This window comes from Pseudomonas sp. TH39(2020), from assembly GCF_016650715.1.
In the GTDB taxonomy this organism is placed as follows: Bacteria; Pseudomonadota; Gammaproteobacteria; order Pseudomonadales; family Pseudomonadaceae; genus Aquipseudomonas; species Aquipseudomonas mandelii_C.
Genome location: NZ_JAEKFF010000008.1, coordinates 185,219 through 203,283 on the forward strand (window position 1 = coordinate 185,219; position 18,065 = coordinate 203,283).

General features: G+C 57.6%; 15 protein-coding genes and 1 pseudogene. 9 read left to right on the forward strand and 7 right to left on the reverse strand.

Annotated elements, in window-relative coordinates; genetic code table 11:
- The first annotated feature begins 143 nt into the window (after positions 1–143).
- Entirely contained in the window at positions 144–629 is a 486-nt protein-coding gene (locus tag JFU47_RS29140; protein WP_201187612.1) for an adenosine-specific kinase, read from the forward strand.
- A 43-nt stretch (positions 630–672) separates the two neighbouring features.
- On the opposite strand, the gene JFU47_RS29145 is transcribed toward JFU47_RS29140, so the two are convergent.
- Together JFU47_RS29145 and JFU47_RS29150 are read right to left on the reverse strand one after the other, a co-directional pair.
- Positions 673–2,028 (reverse strand): dicarboxylate/amino acid:cation symporter, encoded by a 1,356-nt coding sequence (locus JFU47_RS29145; RefSeq protein ID WP_201187613.1) that lies wholly within the window; start codon positions 2,026–2,028, stop codon positions 673–675.
- 86 nt (positions 2,029–2,114) lie between these two features.
- A complete protein-coding gene (locus tag JFU47_RS29150; RefSeq protein WP_140679327.1) occupies positions 2,115–3,170 on the reverse strand; it encodes a tartrate dehydrogenase in 1,056 nt (351 codons plus the stop codon).
- A gap of 138 nt (positions 3,171–3,308) precedes the next feature.
- Between JFU47_RS29150 and JFU47_RS29155 the strand changes: the two genes are divergently transcribed.
- Positions 3,309–4,232, forward strand: a complete 924-nt coding sequence (locus JFU47_RS29155) for a LysR family transcriptional regulator (RefSeq protein ID WP_201187614.1) — start codon at positions 3,309–3,311, stop codon at positions 4,230–4,232.
- A 139-nt stretch (positions 4,233–4,371) separates the two neighbouring features.
- A complete protein-coding gene (locus JFU47_RS29160; RefSeq protein ID WP_201187615.1) occupies positions 4,372–4,800 on the forward strand; it encodes a hypothetical protein in 429 nt (142 codons plus the stop codon).
- A 440-nt stretch (positions 4,801–5,240) separates the two neighbouring features.
- Here the strand turns inward: JFU47_RS29160 and JFU47_RS29165 are convergent, their stop codons facing one another.
- The gene (locus JFU47_RS29165; RefSeq protein WP_201187618.1) at positions 5,241–5,516 is read right to left on the reverse strand and encodes a hypothetical protein; all 276 of its coding nucleotides are present in this window, start codon (positions 5,514–5,516) and stop codon (positions 5,241–5,243) included.
- A gap of 700 nt (positions 5,517–6,216) precedes the next feature.
- Here JFU47_RS29165 and gfa point away from each other — a divergent pair.
- From gfa to JFU47_RS29180, 3 genes are all read left to right on the forward strand, one after another.
- Positions 6,217–6,795 carry an S-(hydroxymethyl)glutathione synthase gene (gfa, locus tag JFU47_RS29170; RefSeq protein ID WP_201187620.1) on the forward strand — a complete coding sequence of 193 codons (579 nt, stop codon included), beginning with the start codon at positions 6,217–6,219 and terminating at the stop codon, positions 6,793–6,795.
- A 318-nt stretch (positions 6,796–7,113) separates the two neighbouring features.
- Positions 7,114–8,538 (forward strand): GGDEF domain-containing protein, encoded by a 1,425-nt coding sequence (locus JFU47_RS29175; protein ID WP_201187622.1) that lies wholly within the window; start codon positions 7,114–7,116, stop codon positions 8,536–8,538.
- Between the two features lie 579 nt (positions 8,539–9,117).
- Positions 9,118–10,977: an ABC transporter ATP-binding protein gene (locus tag JFU47_RS29180; protein ID WP_201187623.1), complete on the forward strand. Its 1,860-nt coding sequence runs from the start codon at positions 9,118–9,120 to the stop codon at positions 10,975–10,977.
- 117 nt (positions 10,978–11,094) lie between these two features.
- Here JFU47_RS29180 and JFU47_RS29185 read toward each other — a convergent pair whose 3' ends face one another.
- The gene (locus tag JFU47_RS29185) at positions 11,095–11,715 is read right to left on the reverse strand and encodes a cell wall hydrolase (protein ID WP_201187625.1); all 621 of its coding nucleotides are present in this window, start codon (positions 11,713–11,715) and stop codon (positions 11,095–11,097) included.
- 175 nt (positions 11,716–11,890) lie between these two features.
- On the opposite strand from JFU47_RS29185, the gene JFU47_RS29190 reads away from it, so the two are divergent.
- Positions 11,891–12,742, forward strand: a complete 852-nt coding sequence (locus JFU47_RS29190; RefSeq protein ID WP_201187627.1) for a CAP domain-containing protein — start codon at positions 11,891–11,893, stop codon at positions 12,740–12,742.
- 84 nt (positions 12,743–12,826) lie between these two features.
- Here the strand turns inward: JFU47_RS29190 and JFU47_RS29195 are convergent.
- Positions 12,827–13,009, reverse strand: a pseudogene (locus JFU47_RS29195) (hypothetical protein); the annotation flags it as partial.
- 331 nt (positions 13,010–13,340) lie between these two features.
- On the opposite strand from JFU47_RS29195, the gene moaA reads away from it, so the two are divergent.
- Together moaA and chrA are read left to right on the forward strand one after the other, a co-directional pair.
- Positions 13,341–14,339, forward strand: a complete 999-nt coding sequence (gene moaA, locus JFU47_RS29200; RefSeq protein ID WP_201187629.1) for a GTP 3',8-cyclase MoaA — start codon at positions 13,341–13,343, stop codon at positions 14,337–14,339.
- A gap of 369 nt (positions 14,340–14,708) precedes the next feature.
- Positions 14,709–16,067, forward strand: coding sequence for a chromate efflux transporter (chrA, locus tag JFU47_RS29205; protein WP_201187632.1), 1,359 nt, complete (start codon positions 14,709–14,711; stop codon positions 16,065–16,067).
- Between the two features lie 79 nt (positions 16,068–16,146).
- Here chrA and JFU47_RS29210 read toward each other — a convergent pair whose 3' ends face one another.
- The gene (locus tag JFU47_RS29210; protein ID WP_201187634.1) at positions 16,147–16,935 is read right to left on the reverse strand and encodes a DeoR/GlpR family DNA-binding transcription regulator; all 789 of its coding nucleotides are present in this window, start codon (positions 16,933–16,935) and stop codon (positions 16,147–16,149) included.
- Between the two features lie 456 nt (positions 16,936–17,391).
- On the reverse strand, positions 17,392–18,060 hold the full coding sequence (locus tag JFU47_RS29215) for an ATPase (RefSeq protein WP_201187635.1): 669 nt from the start codon (positions 18,058–18,060) through the stop codon (positions 17,392–17,394).
- Positions 18,061–18,065 lie beyond the last annotated feature (5 nt).

An 18,065-nucleotide genomic window follows, 5' to 3' on the forward strand; every position in this document is an offset into this window, starting at 1 on the left:
CATGAAACCGCACTGATGTATCTGCACTGTGTCAGCACCGGGGTGCTTTGTATGTCCAAGTATCAAACGCGGCGATGCGCAACGCCCGGCCCGTTCTCACGCTAGGCTGAAGAGTAACGACATCGTGAAAGGAGGCGTTCGAGATGCAACTCATCACGTTGAAAATCGATAAACCGGAAGCGACCAACTTCATTTTCGGTCAGACCCACTTCATCAAGTCCGTCGAGGACATCCACGAAGCGTTGGTCAATACCGTGCCAGGTATCCGCTTTGGCGTGGCCTTTTGCGAAGCCTCCGGCAAATGCCTGGTGCGCTGGTCCGGCACCGATACCGCCATGATCGAACTGGCCCGGAGCAATGCCCAAGCCATCGGCGCAGGCCATAGCTTCATCATTTTCCTCGACGATGGCTTCTATCCCGTAAACGTGTTGAACGCCGTCAAAATGGTTCCAGAGGTGTGCCGTATTTTTTGTGCAACGGCCAACCCGACTGAGGTGATTCTCGCCGAGACCGACCAAGGGCGAGCGATCCTGGGCGTGGTGGATGGCTACTGTGCCCGTGGCATTGAAGGCGAGGAAGACATCCTGTGGCGCAAGAACCTGTTGCGGCAGATCGGCTACAAACTTTGAGCAAGGCAGGCGCTGAACATCACACTGTTCAGCGCCTCACACGTTACGCCTGAGAGGCTTTTTGGAGAGCTGGCAGCACGGAACCTGTTCCCAGCACTGAGTGAGCAGAAATAACCTCTGCCTGAGCCGTCGCGGGTTTGTCCCCTTCGACCTCACCATTCAACGCCTTGTGCATTTTCACGGTGTCCAGCGCTCCGACCCATTTGGCAATGGCCATTGTCCCGACGCCATTGCCGATGGTGTTGGTGATCGCACGCGCTTCCGACATGAACCGGTCGACGCCCAACAGCAGCACCATGCCCGCCACCGGAATGGTGCCAAGGGACGATAGCGTCGCAGCCAGAATGATGAATCCCGAGCCGGTGACCCCGGCAGATCCCTTGGAGGTAAACATCAGCACGGCCAGAACGATCAACTGATCCGTCAGGGTCAGCGGTGTGTTGGTGGCCTGCGCGATGAAGATGGCGGCGATGGTGTAATAGATCGCCTGACCGTCCGGGTTGAAGGTCAGGCCCGAGGGAATGATCAGACCAGCGACGGGTTTTGAAACGCCGGCCTTTTCCATCTTGGAAATCATTTGCGGCAGCACCGATTCCGAAGAGCTGGTGCCCAGGACGGTGAACAGTTCTTCCTTGATGAATTTCAGAAACTTCCACAGGCTGAATCCGCTGTAACGGCAGATCGGGCCCAGTACAAAAATCACGAACACAGCACAGGTCAGGTAGACACAGGCCATCAGCTTGCCGAGTGAGAACAGCGAGCCAAAGCCGTATTTGCCAATGGTGAAGGCAATCGCCCCGAAGGCGCCGATGGGTGCCAGACGCATGACCATGTTGACGATGCGAAACATGCCCTGCATCAGGCTGTCCAGCGTGTCGACGAACGCCTTGGCACGAGGTCCGACATGCGCCAGGGCAACGCCCAGCAAAATGGAAAACAGCAATATTTGCAGCACGTTGCCCTTGGCGAAGGCGTCCACGATGGTGTCGGGGATGATGTTCATCACAAAGTCCATGAACGACGCATGCTTCACGGCGCTGGTGTAGGTGGCCAAGCTGGACGTATCCAGCGTGGCGACATCGATGTTCATGCCGACGCCGGGTTTGAACACGTCCACAACCACCAGGCCGACGACCAGCGCCAGGGTAGACACCACTTCGAAATAGATCAGCGCACGAAAGCCGACGCGCCCCAGCTCTTTCATGTTCTCCATGCGTGCGATGCCCGTGACCACCGTCAGGAAGATCACCGGGGCGAGGAGCATTTTGATCAGTTTGATGAACGCGTCGCCCAAGGGTTTGAGCGCTGTTCCGGTTTCGGGCACGAGTACCCCGACGATGGCGCCGAGGATCACGGCGATGAGCACTTGTACGTAAAGTTTGCCGAATATTCTTTTCATGACAGGGCCCTGATTTTTTATTGTTGTCAGGAAAGCCAAGGGGTCTGATCGGTGATCAGCCCCTTGGCGTTGTGCCGCCGCTTGAATCAGCGTTTGATCAACTCGATGACAGCATCCGTGATCTGGCGGGTGGTGGCCGTACCGCCCAGATCCGGGGTATGCAGACCGCTCTCGGTCACCGCCTCGATGGCCGACATCAGGTGCTTCGCCGCAGACGCTTCGCCCAGGTGTTCGAGCATCATCGCCGCCGTCCAGAACGTTGCGATCGGGTTGGCGACGCCCTTGCCGGTGATGTCGAAGGCCGAGCCATGGATCGGTTCGAACATCGAGGGGAATTTGCGCGAGGGGTTCAGGTTGGCGGTCGGCGCGATGCCCAGGCTGCCGGACAACGCGGCGGCCAGATCGGACAGGATGTCGGCGTGCAGGTTGGTGGCGACGATCACGTCCAGCGTCGACGGTTTGAGCACCATGCGCGTGGTCACGGCGTCGACCAATTCCTTGTCGATTTTGACGTCCGGAAAATCCTTGGCAACTTCGTAGAAGATCTCGTCCCACAGCACCATGCCATGTCGCTGGGCGTTGGATTTGGTGACCATGGTCAAGTGTTTGCGAGGACGGCTTTGCGCCAGTTCGAAGGCGAAACGGTGAATGCGCTCCACCCCGGCCCGGGTGAACACCGACACTTCGGTGGCGACTTCTTCGGGCAGCCCCCGGTGGACACGACCGCCGTTGCCGGAGTACTCGCCCTCGGAGTTTTCACGCACCACGACCCAGTCGATTTGATCACCATTGAGTAGCGGGCTTTTAACCCCTGGCAACACGCGAGCCGGACGCACGTTGGCATACTGGTCAAAGCCCTGGCAGATCGGCAGACGCAGGCCCCACAGCGAAATGTGATCCGGTACGTTGAGCGCACCGACAGCACCGAAGAAAATGGCGTCGAAGGTTTTCAGCTCTTCCAGGCCACCTTCCGGGATGTAGTAGCCGTTTTTAAGGTAGTTATCCGAGTTCCAGTCGAAGTGTTTGAAATCCAGTTCGAAGCCGGACTTCTTCGACAAGGCTTGCAGCACCTCGACGCCCGCAGCGATCACTTCTACTCCGATACCATCACCTGGAACTGCAGCAATTTTGTAGGCGCTCATCAATTAACTCCACTCTCGTCACGTTCTTGTTGTGCCTGTCGAACGGGGGTGTTCAATCAGGGTGTGAGCGGAGTATATGTAGTGAACAAATGAGCGTGAGTTACTCCAAATCACTACATAGATGAATTTGAGTTACCAATGAGCCAGACCCTGGATTTGTCATTTTTCTACCTGCTGGCCAACAAAGGCAGCCTCGCGGCGACGGCTCGCGAGTTGGGCGTCACCCCGCCGGCCGTGAGCAAACGCCTGACCGCGCTGGAAGCACGGCTCGGCATCCGTCTGGTCAACCGCACCACGCGCTCGATGAGCCTGACCTCGGAAGGTGAACTGTATTTTTCCCATGCCGCGCGCATCCTCACGCAGATCGATGAGGTCGAGCAGCTGATCAGCAGCAGTCGGGCGACGCCTAAAGGCCTGATCCGCGTCAACGCTTCGCTGGGATTTGGTCGGCGCTACATCGGCCCGGCCCTGGGCGCGTTCTTCGCGCAGTACCCGGAGGTGGAAATACAACTGGAAATCAGCGACCACCCGCTCGACCTGACGACTCACGGGTTTGACCTGGGTATTCGTTTCGGCACGCTGCCGGACGCCGCTTTCCATGCCCGAAAGATCGCGTCCAATCGCCGTCTGTTATGCGCCTCGCCGCTGTACCTGGAACAACATGGCGTGCCCCAACGCCTGGCGGATTTACAGCAACACAACTGCATCTTCCTGCGGCAAAACGAAACGCCTTACGGCGTATGGAGTTTCACCAATGGCGGGCGCACGCAAAACATCAAAGTGCGCGGAGCGTTAGGCTGCAACGACGGTGAAGTGGCCCTGAACTGGGCGCTGGAAGGTTACGGCATTCTGCTGCGGGCCGAATGGGACATCGCCCGTTACGTGCGCAGTGGCCGCTTGCGCCTGGTGCTGGAAGATCAGACCCCCACCCGCGCCGATGTCTACGCCGTGTATCCGCAACAGTTGCACCTGTCGGCGCGAGTACGCAGCCTGATCGATTTCCTGGTCGAGCGCTTCAAGCACATCGATCACCTGGAAGAACCGGAATCTACGCGCGACTGAACAGGGTTGGCGGGTGTCAACTCAAGCCGAAAGCAGCCACTCCTGGTAGTACCGGGCGATGGTGTTTTTGGCGAATGACTTTATGAAGCAAAGCAGTGTGACGCTCTGATACATTGCCCTTTTTCAGGAGGGAAAAATCATGCGAAGGATTATCGCAACGGGGGCGCTCTTTCTGGCCTTGGGCGGGTGCGCAACGTCACCTATGCGGGTTTCTGAAGCGCGGCCAGTGCCAGCCAGTCAGATGTACGCGATCAACAGCCAGGGTACACAAGGCCCGGGACGCCTGACCATTTTCCGTGATGACGGGTTTGTCGGTTCGGGATGTGACATCGTGTTCTACATTGATGGTCAGCGCGCAGCCAAGATAGGTCCCGGTCAGAAGGCATCTTTCGTTTTGCCTGCCGGTGAGGTGAACCTCGGCACCGGGCTCGCCGAGACTGGATTATGTACGGGTGTCGCGATCAAAACTGTCCCGGCCAACATCAAGCCAGGGAAAGAAGTGATTTATCGAATCAACTGGGATACGCAAGATTTCTACTTGGGCCCCTACGTTGAAAATGGACGTTGAGCCCAGACAGTTCCGGCCTGTTTCGCACGCCACACCACCTTTAGTGAGTGATCGCAAACACCAAAGCGCACCCTGAATGCTGAACGGGTGGCTCGCAACGACTCATCCCAAAACCGCGCAATCCCTCTGTCATTACGGTGGATGAAGTCACAGTTTTGCCGGAGAAATAAAGCGTGCTAACAGACCCGCAGGCTCGTTTATCACTCAAAGAACTAATCGAAAAATACCTCAAGGGAAGAGATCCCGATTACGAACGCCTGCTGAACGATTTAGCCAATCTGTTGCATCGACCGGTTGAATCCACAGCCAGAAGCGGACGTTCGTGCCAAGGCCGCTTCCGGCCAAAACCGAACTGTCACGAACGGCCGCAATCGACCGAAGTTGTGTGAAAACGCACTGAACAAGTCAAAAGCTGAGTCTGCTAGACCACAACACTTGTTTTATTTCAGTTCCGTTCTTATTTCGGTTCCGGGCACGAAAAATTTGCTGGGATCATCGACCTTCTTCAGGTCAACCAAGGCTCGGCAAATGCAATGTGAGAATTGTTTCTGCAACACTTCGGGGTCTTTCCATGCCGTTTGCGATAGCTGCGATTGTTGTCCCTCGGACGATTTATAGCAGACACAATTATCAAGCCGGGTGATGCCGTTATCATTTGTGCTCTGACAAGCAGTGGTAAGCAAAGAGATCGCGATGAGCATTACGAAGCGTTTCATTGGCTCCCCTCCGAGGCTGTTGTGAAGCGCTAAATCTAAATAGACCGCAGGGGGGTGATAGCGCCTCCGCGGGGCTGGTGGATAGCACTCCCTGTTCTCGCGCTTGCCTTCTGATCAGACAGGATGTTGTAACGGCATGGTGACCGCTGAAGGCGGTTATACGCCATGGACGGAAAGCCCAATCTGCTCAATAAGCCCGACATTAGAAGAAAGCTTAGCTCTCATTTTCCAACGCTCCATTCACTGGCTGCTTTGAGTCGTTTGCAACCCTTCGCGACCGGCAACAATCGGCCAAGAGCAGACCATGAACACGCTGCTAATGACTCCGTAATGTGTGCGCAAACCGTGTCGCTTTGCCTTCTCATGTCCGGCCCTGCAAACGATCCGCAGCGTGACCATTGATGCGTCAAGTGGGGTACCGCGCCTGGCTCGCGCCAGCGTCGAATTCGGCACACTCGTCCGTGCGCTGGCCCGAGCCGCGCTCGAGGCGTCATCGCAGACTATTCTTGATCTGAGTAACCGACCGGTCGCACCGAAGGAGGTCACTCGTTTATGCACTGTGTCCTTTTCGAAATCCGCCGCGGTTCGATCTGATGCATGAAGGCAAATCGAGCCGCGCCGTCATCGAGTTCCGATGAACTACCGGTCTGGGGCACGGCCCAGGCACTTTTGTCTGCCACCCTGAAACGGAGACGCCAGCATGAGCACCTTGCAACTTCACCCTGCACTGGACAATGGTATCCAACCCGCCGCCGCGAATTTCGCAGGCGGCACCCTGCAATGCCTGTGTGCGACCGACAAGGTCGAGGTCAAAATCGACGCACAAACGCTGCATAACCACGCGTGCGGCTGCAGCAAATGCTGGAAACCACAAAACGCGACATTCGCCGTCATCGCCGTGGTGCCTCGAGATAAGGTCAGCGTCATTGCCCACGGCGAAAAACTGGCGATTGTCGACGAAACCGCCACCATCCAGCGCCACGCCTGCAAGCAGTGTCACGTCCATCTCTTTGGGCGCATCGAGAACAAGGACCATGCGTTTTATGGCCTGGACTTCGTCCACACCGAGCTTTCGCCACAGAGCGGATGGGCTGCGCCGGGATTCGCGGCGTTCGTATCCTCCATCATCGAAACCGGCACACCGCCAGCGCAAATGAAGGCTATCCGCGAGCGCCTGCGCTCGATCGGCCTGGAACCCTATGACTGCCTGTCCCCGGACTTGATGGACGCACTGGCGACTCATGTCGCCAAACAGAAAGGCCTGCTCCCCGCCGCCTGATTGATCGGTCGCCGCGGTTTCTTTTCCGGACCGCGGCACTGCCTCTACATCAGGCATATAACGGCCAGTTTCTACCTCTCACGACTGACCGAAAATCGCCGATGAGAACACTGAGACATTCCTTATTGATTAATTTCGTCGCGTGAACATTTTTACCCGCTGGTGCAGCAGAAATCGGGAAGGAGTCTAATATTGAATTGCCATAGATCGGTCCATCTCCTACCCGCGTAATGAGGCTAGGGACCCTTGGCATGCAGGCGGCTTTGGAGCCAACACCGGACCGGTGCTGGCTAAATAGATTCAAAATTGGAGGGAACCATGAGCAATCTCATCGCCACCGGCGAGCCACCTGAAGCCGTTCGCCTGATGGTCAAGGTTTACGCCTACTTGCTGCTCGCAGGGTTTGCGTTTGTTCCGGCCTATCTGATTGGCTACTTATACGTCTTTCAAGACCCCACCCTTATATTCGAGAACCACCTGTTCCATATATTTGCGATCACAGCAGCCACCTTGGCGGGCTTGTTTGTGACTTACGTCACGTGGCGCTGCTATCAGTCATCGGGAGATCCGCTGCTGCGATGGATGACGCTTGGTTTTCTCGGTTTTGTACTGATCTACGCGTTGCATGGTGCGTTCACCGGGCAAGCACACCACAATATCTGGCTATTCCTGCTTTATGGACCGGCCTCTCGACTGGTCATGTCGATTCTGTTGTTAATCGGAATGCTGTCGTACCACCGCCCACCTGATGCCGCGGACCAACGAATGAAGGCCCGCCCTTGGTTGACCTGGATAGGACTGTTCCTGCTGGTTGACGTGGCAGTGGCGTACGTCGCGAATTCACCGATCGCCGGCAATCTCGCGGTGCGCCTCTCGATGGAAGGTGCTGCCCTCATTCTTTCCACATTGACCGTGGTAATACTCCTGCTGCGCCGTATCCGTTCGCCACTAATGATGATTTTTGTCGTCTCGGTCACCGCGTTCGCGTTGTCATCGCTTGCCTTCATCCTTGCACGGCCGTGGAACCACATGTGGTGGCTCGCTCATGCGATCTTCGCCGGTGGGTTCTTCATGTTGAGCTATGGGGTCGTGCAAGCGTTCCTCACTACGCGGTCGTTCTCGAAGATTTACAGCCAAGAGGAGTTGATGGTGCGTCTTGCCGAAGCGATGGCGTATGCCGAGAGCGCCCTGCAGGAACTCCAGCGCACCAATCAAGAACTCGGGCACCTTGCGGCCACCGATCCACTGACTGGCGCTGATAATCGGCGTCGGTTCATGGAGCGGCTCGAAGTCGAAATGGGCCGGACCAAGCGCGGCGGTGAGCCGTTCTCCGTGTTGGCACTCGACCTGGATAATTTCAAGTCCATCAACGATCGCTTCGGGCATCAGGTTGGCGATGACATCCTGAAGGATTTCGTGGAGAAATGCCTCGATTCGATCCGGCCGTATGACGGCGTAGCCCGAGTGGGCGGGGAAGAATTCATGATTCTGCTACCGCAGACTTCACTTGAAGGCGCGCACGTAATCGCTGAGCGTTTGCGAAGCACCGTCGCAAATAATTCTTTTCATGGCCTGCAGCGGTTAACCGTGGTCACAGTGAGCATCGGCGTATCGCAATCCGGTCGCGACGGCGACACCATCGAGGCCATTCTGCGTGCAGCCGATCAACGCCTGTATCACGCTAAACACGAAGGCCGTAACCGTGTGGTCACGACCATCGAAGCCAGCCTCCAATCGCTGTGAAAGCGTCGGCACCGATACCCGGCTTTGCACCACTGCATTGGGCGTTATTCGATCTCCACATTCGGAGCGCTCCTTTCACAATGTACGGGCTGCGCCTGGCTTCGACCGACTATGCGATCTGCTGAGCATCAGCCCGGCACATTGTGAGCAAGTCAGGCGCAATGGTGGTTATTTTGCTGTCCGGCACCAGGGCACGCATATCGGCCCACAGCTTTCCAAAAACGCTCAAGCGATGACAATGGAAGATTTGAAGCAGATCGTGGATTCAGAGTGCTCCCATTTATTAGTCGTGAGAGCAGCAAGTGGAGGAAGCATTTTGGGGGCGCTAACCCTAATTCATTTCCGTTGACTAATGGATAGTCCCTCAACGCAGGCGATCACTCATGTGCGCAGGACCGTCCTGGATGGCTGCCGTCCTGGCCCCGCCGACTTGGACTTAAACGACGTCTGAGTTCCCCCACTCGGCAACCCAATTTCCAGGGCGACATACCAATAGCGCCATACCCGCCAATCCACAGAACCCTCAAGGCAACCTTTAAATGGCAGAATCTCCTTAACTTGATCGTTTCGGAGACCACCATGCTTCGCGCATTTGAACAAAGACTCGACCCCTTCCCGCCCGACGAGGAGCCACCGCCACCCGAAGGCCTGGCTCGGTTCCTTTGGGCGTGCACACGGGGCGCCCGCGGCTATATTCTCGCGTTTGCGCTGCTCAGTGCCTGTGTGTCGATCTACGAAGCCTGGCTGTTTTCTTTCCTCGGTCAGGTCGTGGATCTGCTTTCTACCTGGAAAGCCGGCGGTGATGCGGCTGCGCAGGAAAGTCGCGTGTTATGGGGCATGGGCATCGTCATGCTGACCAGCATCGGGCTGGTGGCGTTGCGGACCATGGTGCAGCACCAGATATTGGCGATCAATCTGCCGTTGCGGCTGCGTTGGGACTTCCACCGCCTGATGCTGCGGCAAAGCCTTTCGTTCTTTTCCGATGAGTTCTCCGGCCGGGTCACCACCAAGGTGATGCAGACTGCGCTGGCCGTGCGCGACGTGCTGTTCACCCTTATCGAGATCGCACCCGGAATCGGGGTGTATTTCATCGCGATCATCGCACTGGCCGGCGGCTTCGCACTGAAACTGATGCTGCCTTTCGTTGCCTGGATCGTGTTGTTCGGGCTGGCCATGCTCTACTTCGTGCCCCGCTTGGGGAAAGTCGGACAGGAACAGGCCCATGCGCGCTCCTCGATGACCGGACGTATTTCAGACGCCTACACCAACATCACGACAGTGAAGCTGTTCTCCCATTCCAATCGTGAAGCGCACTTCGCGCGCGCGGCCATGGAGGATTTCAAGCAGACCGGCTTTCGCCAGATGCGCCTGGTCAGCCAATTCGAGATCGTTAACCAGGCATTGGTGGTGGCGTTGATCATGGCAGCAGGCGGTTATGCACTTTGGCTGTGGCACCTGGGCGAAGTCGGCACAGGTGCCGTGGCGGCAATTACCGCCATGGCGTTGCGTATCAACGGCATGTCGCACTGGATCATGTGGCAGATGACCTCGCTGTTCGAGAGTATCGGCACCGTGCAGGACGGCATGACAACCCTGACCCGCGGCCCCAAGGTGCAGGATGCGCCGGACGCGGGCGTGCTGGTGACCTCCGGCGGGGCGGTAACCTTCGACAATGTGAGCTTCAACTACAATGGCGAACGCCAGGTGCTCGATGGCTTGAGCCTGAACATTCGCCCGGGCGAAAAAATCGGCCTGGTAGGCCGCTCCGGCGCGGGCAAATCCACGCTCATCAACTTGCTGCTGCGCTTCTATGATGTCGACAGCGGGCAGATTCGCATTGACGGGCAAGACATTGCGCACGTGACACAAGACAGTCTGCGCAGCGCCATCGGCATGGTCACCCAGGATACTTCCCTGCTGCACCGTTCCATTCGCGACAACATCGCCTACGGCCGACCCGATGCAAGCGATGCTCAAATCCGCAGTGCCGCGGCCAATGCCCAGGCCGATGAGTTCATCAGCCAACTGAGCGACCGGCAAGGTCACTCCGGCTACGACACCTTGGTGGGCGAGCGCGGCATCAAGCTTTCGGGCGGCCAGCGCCAGCGCGTCGCGATTGCCCGAGTGATGCTCAAGAACGCCCCGATCCTGCTACTTGACGAGGCTACCAGCGCGCTGGATTCGGAAGTCGAAGTGGCCATTCAGGAAAGCCTCGATGAAATGATGAAGGGCAAAACCGTCATCGCCATCGCCCATCGGCTGTCCACGATTGCGGCGATGGATCGACTTATTGTCATGGATGATGGACGCATCATCGAACAGGGCACCCACACCGAATTGCTCGCCAGGAACGGCCTCTATGCGCGGCTGTGGCACCATCAGAGTGGCGGGTTCCTGGGTGAGGACCAGGGGGTGACCGAGGTTATGGATCAGGTATGAGCGTGAACGCCCCGGGATGATCTGCAAGCGGCTGCTTTGAGTCCGGTTGCAGCCAGGCCGTCCTGGTCTGGAACGAACAGTGACCAATAGCCGTAGACCTCGCTCATGCGAACATCCCTACTTCGCCGAGCCACCACGCGGCTTATAAAAAAGAAACATCGAGGTCTCGGTGGTCTTGATGTATTTCCTGGCCCAAGCGGGTTTCACCTTCCTGTCGTGGAAATACATCGCGCCGTGGGTTCGGTCGTTCAGTTGCTTGTTGAGCGCTTTACGCGCGATTTCCTTGGCAATCGCGTATTGGGTTTCTTCCTGGACCTGATCCGAGCGTCCATCACACCACCACGAAAACTGACAATTTTTGCTTTCAGAACCCTGCTTGACCACGGCGCATACCGTGTCCGGAAAGCCCTCATGGCCCAAGCGGTTCATGACGACGCTGGCGACGGCTTCCATGTCGGCGGACGATTTGCCTTTGGATTCCCAATAGATGGAGCGGGCCAGACAGGTGATTGCATCGTCCATGGGCGACTGACCGGCCGGATCGACCGCCTGAACCTCGGAGGTGGTGATGGTTTCGGACTTGGGCACCGGTACATCAGTGCCCTTCTCCGCGGCTTTCTGCTCAAGGACCACGGCCTTGTCCTCAGCCACATCCTTTTTTTGCTCCTGCTCAGACGCGATGGCGTGGCCGGCGAGAAGGGTTATTGCCAAGCAGGTGGCTATCCAGATAACGCGCATGATCGACCCTTCGGACTGAACCGGAAGCACGCCGCACTGGCGACTTTGCTTGATTGTAGTTGCCAAAATTCATTCCAACAGACGGACAAAAAAACTGTCTTGGGGCGTGAAAAGTCATTGCGCTCGCGGGGGTGAAATCGCGCATCATGGGCGCAGTCAGCTCAAGGGGATTTCCATGCGCTTCAAATCATCTGCTATGCGTCTTGCCACGTTGTCACTGGGGATGTTGTTCGCCGTGAATGCGTTGGCAGCCGACGAGAAACAACTGATTGATTCGATCAACCTCTACCGCAGCCAGGTGCAGCGCTGCGCAGGTCAGGTATCGCAGGAACTGCCACCGCTGGCCGGCGACCCACGGCTGGCGTTGAACGCCAACAGCGTCGGCAATCTGCAGCAGGCAATGGCCAGCGCGGGTTATCCGATGAAGAATGTACAGGCGATCAGCCTGTCCGGGCCGCGTGATGCGCCATCGGCGATGAAAGCGATTCAGGAGAGTTTTTGCCAGATCGTGCTGGACCCGCAATTCGTCGATATCGGCGTCAGCCGCCAGGACCGTGAGTGGCGTATCGTGCTGGCGCGTCCACTGTTAAGCGCTCGCCTGGGCGACTGGCAGGCGGAAGGCCAGAAGCTGTTGGCCGAACTCAACATCGCACGCAGTCAGCCGCGCCAGTGCGGCACGCAATCCTTTGCGGCCACCACGCCACTGGCCTGGAACGCCACGCTGGCGGCGGCGGCCGAGGAGCACTCGCGGTCGATGGCCAACAACAATTACTTCGATCACAAGGACCGCGATGGCCGCATGCCGGGTGACCGGGCTGAATTGGCAGGTTATGGCGGCGGGCAGATCGGCGAGACCATCGCTGCCGGCCAAGACTCCGTGCGCAAGGTGGTCGATGGCTGGGTGTCCAGCGCCGGTCACTGCGCGAACCTGATGAACCCGCAGTACCGGGAGCTGGGCGCGGCGTATGCGGTCGATCCGAAGAGTGATTCGGGGATTTACTGGACGGCGATGTTCGGGGCGCAGTAAGTTCGGGACGAACGATAGAAAAAACCCGGAGCCCTGTCATGGGGCTCCGAGTTTCTTTTTGTAGGGGGCGTCAGTGGGTGCTTATTCCGGCGACTCGCCCCACGCGCAGCCAGGGCAGTCAAAGCCACCGTTCTGGTTGGTCTTGAGCATGGCGCGAATGTTTTTCAGGGCATTTTCACTGCCTAACCAGCTCTTGGTAACGCTGATCAGCGCGCCCCAACCGGCGGCTGTGCCTTTGTAGGGTTTGTAACGGTCGACTTGAGACATGGTAATTCTCCGTGACAATGCACACAGGCGTTGACCTGATTAAGGTCTTTGTTCGATTGACGGAGAAAGAATATGAACGGGGATTAAATATTGTCTAATCGCTATTTACGACTGCATTATCGAGGACATCTATCATTGTATTTTTTCGTTAATAATCAGTTGGTTGTACATACATAAAACAACATTAACCGCCTAAATAAATCCTTCATCGACTCCGTCGATCAGCCGGTCATTAATAGTGATTGGACGCCCACTCTAGTTGCTCTTAGCCTGCGCTCAACAACTCCGTTAATAGCGGAATACTCATGTCACGGATCCAAGCGAGGATGTCATGTCAGAGCGAGTCTTGATCGATGGATTCTCCAGGCGTGTGGACTATCTGCGGATGTCTGTCACCGACCGTTGCGATTTCCGTTGCGTGTATTGCATGGCTGAAGACATGCAGTTTCTGCCACGCCAACGGGTACTGACCCTGGAAGAAATCTACCAACTGGCCGAAAGCTTCGTGACGTTGGGCACCCGCAAGATCCGCCTCACGGGAGGCGAACCGCTGATCCGTCCGGGGGTGGTGCAGTTGTGCGAAAAGATCGCCGCCCTGCCCGGCCTGCGTGAACTGTGCATGACCACCAATGGTTCGCAGTTGGGCAAGCTTGCAGCGCCCTTGTTCGAGGCCGGGGTCAAACGGCTCAACATCAGCCTCGACAGCCTGGACCCGCAACGCTTTCGTGAACTGACGCGCACCGGCGATCTGGCGCAGGTCATCAACGGCATCGACGCGGCCCACGCCGCGGGATTCCGCCACACCAAACTCAACTGCGTGGTGATGAAGGGCCGTAACGACCATGAGATCAACGACCTCGTGAGTTTTGCCATCGACCGAGATCTCGACATTTCTTTCATCGAAGAAATGCCCCTGGGCACCATCCATGAGCACAGCCGCGCGGAGTCGTTTTACGCAAGCCACCAGGTACGTGAACGGATCGCCGAGCGCTACACGTTGATCGAGTCCGCCGAGTCGACCCAAGGCCCGTCGCGCTACTGGCGTCTGGCCGAGGCACCGCAGATTCGTCTGGGGTTCATTTCCCCTCACAGCCATAACTTCTGTGGCACCTGCAATCGGGTCCGGTTGACGGTGGAAGGTCGTCTGCTGCTGTGTCTGGGTAATGAACACTCCGTCGACCTCAAGGCCGTATTACGCAGCCACCCCGGCCATCCCGAGCGCCTGGAAAAGGCCATCATCGAGGCCATGAAACTCAAACCCTATCGGCACAATTTCGAAGTGAACGACGATGTTCAGGTGGTTCGCTTCATGAACATGACAGGCGGCTGAACACAATGATCGTCAGACCCAAACCCAATCTGATCGGCGTCCTGACTTCCCAGAAATGCCCTCCGCCCCCAATCCAAAGTAGACGCAGAACCTGTGGGAGCGAGCTTGCTCGCGAAGAGGCCGGCACATCCAACATTGATGTCGACTGACAGACCGCTATCGCGAGCAAGCTCGCTCCCACAGGGTTTTCGGTTTTAGAACAACTCGCTGAAGGGTCCAATCGCGCTCTGAGGTATTCCCGCCGGTGACCGGAGGCTGAACCATGACGGTTCGGCCGCTTCAAAAAAAGGCTCTGCGCCCGACTATCCAAACCAGTCCTTCATGGCTACTGTCTCTGGCTCTAGACGAATTTGAACTAGGAGTACCCGCTTGAGCCACACGCCCTCCTCGGTTACGGAACAGGAATTGCCAAAACCCGAAGCCATTACCCTGCGAGAGGCCTTCCGTTTCTGGCTCAAACTCGGCTTCATCAGTTTCGGCGGGCCGGCCGGACAGATCTCGATCATGCACCAGGAGTTGGTCGAACGCCGACGCTGGATTTCGGAGCGGCGGTTTTTACATGCCCTCAACTATTGCATGTTGCTGCCCGGGCCTGAGGCTCAGCAATTGGCGACCTACATTGGCTGGTTAATGCATCGGACGTGGGGCGGCGTGATCGCCGGAGCGCTGTTTGTGCTGCCGTCGCTGTTCATCCTGATTACGCTGTCCTGGGTGTATATCGCCTTCGGAGAAGTGCCGGTGGTGGCTGGGCTGTTTTATGGCATCAAGCCGGCAGTGACCGCGATTGTGGTGCAGGCCGCTCATCGAATCGGCTCGCGCGCGCTGAAAAACAACTGGCTGTGGGGGATCGCCGCCGCTTCCTTCACTGCAATATTCGTCTTCAACCTGCCCTTTCCATTGATTGTGCTGAGCGCGGCCGTCATCGGTTATGTCGGAGGACGCCTGGCCCCCGAGGAATTCAGGACCGGTGGCCACAGCGCTGCCAAAAAATCGTTCGGCCCCGCGCTGATCGATGACGACACTCCCACCCCCGAACATGCCCGTTTCAGCGGCTTGAAACTGCTTCGCCTGGCCCTTGTCGGTGCCGTTTTATGGGCGTTGCCGATGGGGATTCTCAGCGCATTTTTCGGCTGGGAAGGCACATTAACCCAGATGGCCTGGTTCTTTACCAAAGCGGCGCTACTGACGTTTGGCGGGGCGTACGCCGTGCTGCCGTATGTCTATCAGGGGGCGGTCGGCCATTATGGATGGTTGACGCCGACACAGATGATCGACGGCCTGGCGCTCGGCGAAACCACGCCGGGGCCGCTGATCATGGTGGTGGCCTTCGTCGGATTTATCGGCGCCTACGTTCAACAGGTATTCGGCCCGGATCAGGTATTCCTGGCCGGCGCCCTCGCCGCCACGCTGGTGACCTGGTTCACCTTTCTGCCTTCCTTCCTGTTCATCCTCGCGGGCGGCCCACTGGTGGAGTCCACTCACAACGAACTCAAATTCACCGCACCGCTGACCGCGATTACGGCGGCGGTGGTCGGGGTGATCCTCAATCTGGCGTGCTTCTTTGGCTACCACGTTCTGTGGCCCAACGGTTTCAGCGGGCACTTCGACTGGCCTTCGGCACTGATCGCGATTGCCGCGGCCATTGCGTTGTTCCGGTTCAAACGAGGGGTTATCGAGGTCCTGACGGGCTGTGGGCTCGCTGGCCTGGCCGTGCATTTTCTGCGCTAGAGAAGGGTTGAGCATCAAGCCCGGGCAAAGGATATGAACTGCCGGGCGGGAAGAAGTGGCGTGATCCGGCAGCGATTGTTCACGCCTGCGCTTGCACCACTTCAATCCCGAGCTTTTGATAATCCTCGACATTGCCCGACGCCACATGGCGCTCGGTGATCAGGGTATGTATGCGCTGGCACGGCGCGACAACAAACGGCTCCACCGCTCCCAGTTTGTCGGCGGTGGTGACGGCAACGACATGGGAGGCGCTGGCGAGCATCGCCTGTTTGACCGGCACCTCATCGAAGTGCAGGGAGCTGATGCCGACTTCCGGGTGAATCGCGCAGACACCGGTGAACAGCAGATCAGCCTTGATGCCCTCGATCAACCGCAGGGTTTCGTGTCCGCTGGACGACAGGGTCGCGGGATTGAGTTGCCCGCCCGCCAGAATCACCGTGATGCCTTTGTATTCGGCCAGGGTGATCGCGATCATCGGGGACGCGGTGACGGCTGTGATGGCAATGTCCGAAGGTAGCGATCGGGCGATCTGCAGCGTCGTACTCCCGGAATCGAAAATGACAATCTGGCCGTTGTGTACCTGGCGCGCGGCGAGTTGCGCCAGGTGGGTTTTCACCTCATCGGTTTCGCTGACGCGGGTGAAATAATCCTTGCCGGTGTCCTTGGGCCGCGGCAGTGCCCCGCCATGCACCCGCTGCACCAGCCCGGCAGTGGCCAACTCCGCAAGATCACGGCGAATGGTGTCTTCGGACACCGCGAAATGCTGGCTCAGCTCGCCCGCCATGACCTTGCCGTCACGTTCAAGAATGAGCAGGATTTTTTGCCGGCGCAGTTGAGGGAGCTCGGCGGCTGAATGGGAGTCGTGCATGTTTTTGCCTGTTTTTGCGCGCAATTGCGTGTTTGTGCGAGATTAGCCAAAGCGCGGAATAAACACAAACCGCCAGCTATCAATTGTTTCGATGATTCAAATCATAAAGCCGAATTTTTTATTTGTTTGTGACCTGTTCAAGATGGCGCCATCAAAAATGTTTTGGATGAAAACTTCATGAATCTGAATTTTGCTTTTGCTTGCATGATCGTGGTCTCGTTTGCCATTGCGTTGGGGCACGCCTGATCAGCGGGAACCAAGGGCCATTCCCTCCCTCCTCCATCCAGAGTCAACTCATGCTGCGTTCCCTTGTATCGAACGGCGCTCTCGTCACGCCTGAAAGGTCGGATAGGAAAGCCGGCGCTGAAGATTATGGCGCGCAGCGCAGAACCTACCGGGACGCCCTCAATGACATCCGGTAACCTGACGGGTCGGCGATCTGCCGGGTAAATGAGGTCAGTTGACGGCGACCTGCCCCGCACTTCCAGCCGTCACCAGCGCCTTCAGCGACGCATCAAATTGCTTCAACGCGTTCAATTGCAGCTCGGTTTGTTGGTCGATTTGCGCGGCAATCTCCGGGGCCGCTTTGCCATGGACCCAGACCGAAGGCATCTGCTGTTCACGTGAGCCTTCGGCCTTGCCGATGTACTGCAGGTTTGAGTCGTAGAACTTGGCAAGGAAGCGCGCGTCAACCTGGTTGTTGTGCTTCGACACCAGACGGCTATAGGTGTCCAGCATCACCACTACGTCAGGATGGGCTTGCACCAGCGCATCGAGGTTGTCGTAGACGGTCACCGACGCAAATTCTTTTTGCAGCGACCCCATGAGCCAGTTGATCGCGAGCTTCGGATCGGAGCTGTTGACGAAGGCGTTGCTGATGCGCGAATCCAGTGCAGGGTTCTTCGCGCCGTTCAACGCTACAGAATGGTACTGCTCAAGGTAGTCGATCGTGTTGAGGGTGTTTTCGCTGTAAAGCACGCCCACCGATTGGGCATGACGCAGGCCAGTGGCGCTATCGGTCATCGGTAGAAAGTGGCAGGACGGGTCGGACGCATATGCCGGCACGGTGGCGGCAACGCTGCCGGTCAATACGGCGACAAGCGCCAGTAAGCTAGACATTCTCATCGCGC

Excerpts from the sequence above, each read along its gene's own strand:
- JFU47_RS29140 (WP_201187612.1), top strand. The coding sequence starts at position 144 with ATGCAACTCATCACGTTGAAAATCGATAAACCGGAAGCGACCAACTTC.
- JFU47_RS29145 (WP_201187613.1), bottom strand. The coding sequence starts at position 2,028 with ATGAAAAGAATATTCGGCAAACTTTACGTACAAGTGCTCATCGCCGTG.
- JFU47_RS29150 (WP_140679327.1), bottom strand. The coding sequence starts at position 3,170 with ATGAGCGCCTACAAAATTGCTGCAGTTCCAGGTGATGGTATCGGAGTA.
- JFU47_RS29155 (WP_201187614.1), top strand. The coding sequence starts at position 3,309 with ATGAGCCAGACCCTGGATTTGTCATTTTTCTACCTGCTGGCCAACAAA.
- JFU47_RS29160 (WP_201187615.1), top strand. The coding sequence starts at position 4,372 with ATGCGAAGGATTATCGCAACGGGGGCGCTCTTTCTGGCCTTGGGCGGG.
- JFU47_RS29165 (WP_201187618.1), bottom strand. The coding sequence starts at position 5,516 with ATGAAACGCTTCGTAATGCTCATCGCGATCTCTTTGCTTACCACTGCT.
- gfa (WP_201187620.1), top strand. The coding sequence starts at position 6,217 with ATGAGCACCTTGCAACTTCACCCTGCACTGGACAATGGTATCCAACCC.
- JFU47_RS29175 (WP_201187622.1), top strand. The coding sequence starts at position 7,114 with ATGAGCAATCTCATCGCCACCGGCGAGCCACCTGAAGCCGTTCGCCTG.
- JFU47_RS29180 (WP_201187623.1), top strand. The coding sequence starts at position 9,118 with ATGCTTCGCGCATTTGAACAAAGACTCGACCCCTTCCCGCCCGACGAG.
- JFU47_RS29185 (WP_201187625.1), bottom strand. The coding sequence starts at position 11,715 with ATGCGCGTTATCTGGATAGCCACCTGCTTGGCAATAACCCTTCTCGCC.
- JFU47_RS29190 (WP_201187627.1), top strand. The coding sequence starts at position 11,891 with ATGCGCTTCAAATCATCTGCTATGCGTCTTGCCACGTTGTCACTGGGG.
- moaA (WP_201187629.1), top strand. The coding sequence starts at position 13,341 with ATGTCAGAGCGAGTCTTGATCGATGGATTCTCCAGGCGTGTGGACTAT.
- JFU47_RS29210 (WP_201187634.1), bottom strand. The coding sequence starts at position 16,935 with ATGCACGACTCCCATTCAGCCGCCGAGCTCCCTCAACTGCGCCGGCAA.
- JFU47_RS29215 (WP_201187635.1), bottom strand. The coding sequence starts at position 18,060 with ATGAGAATGTCTAGCTTACTGGCGCTTGTCGCCGTATTGACCGGCAGC.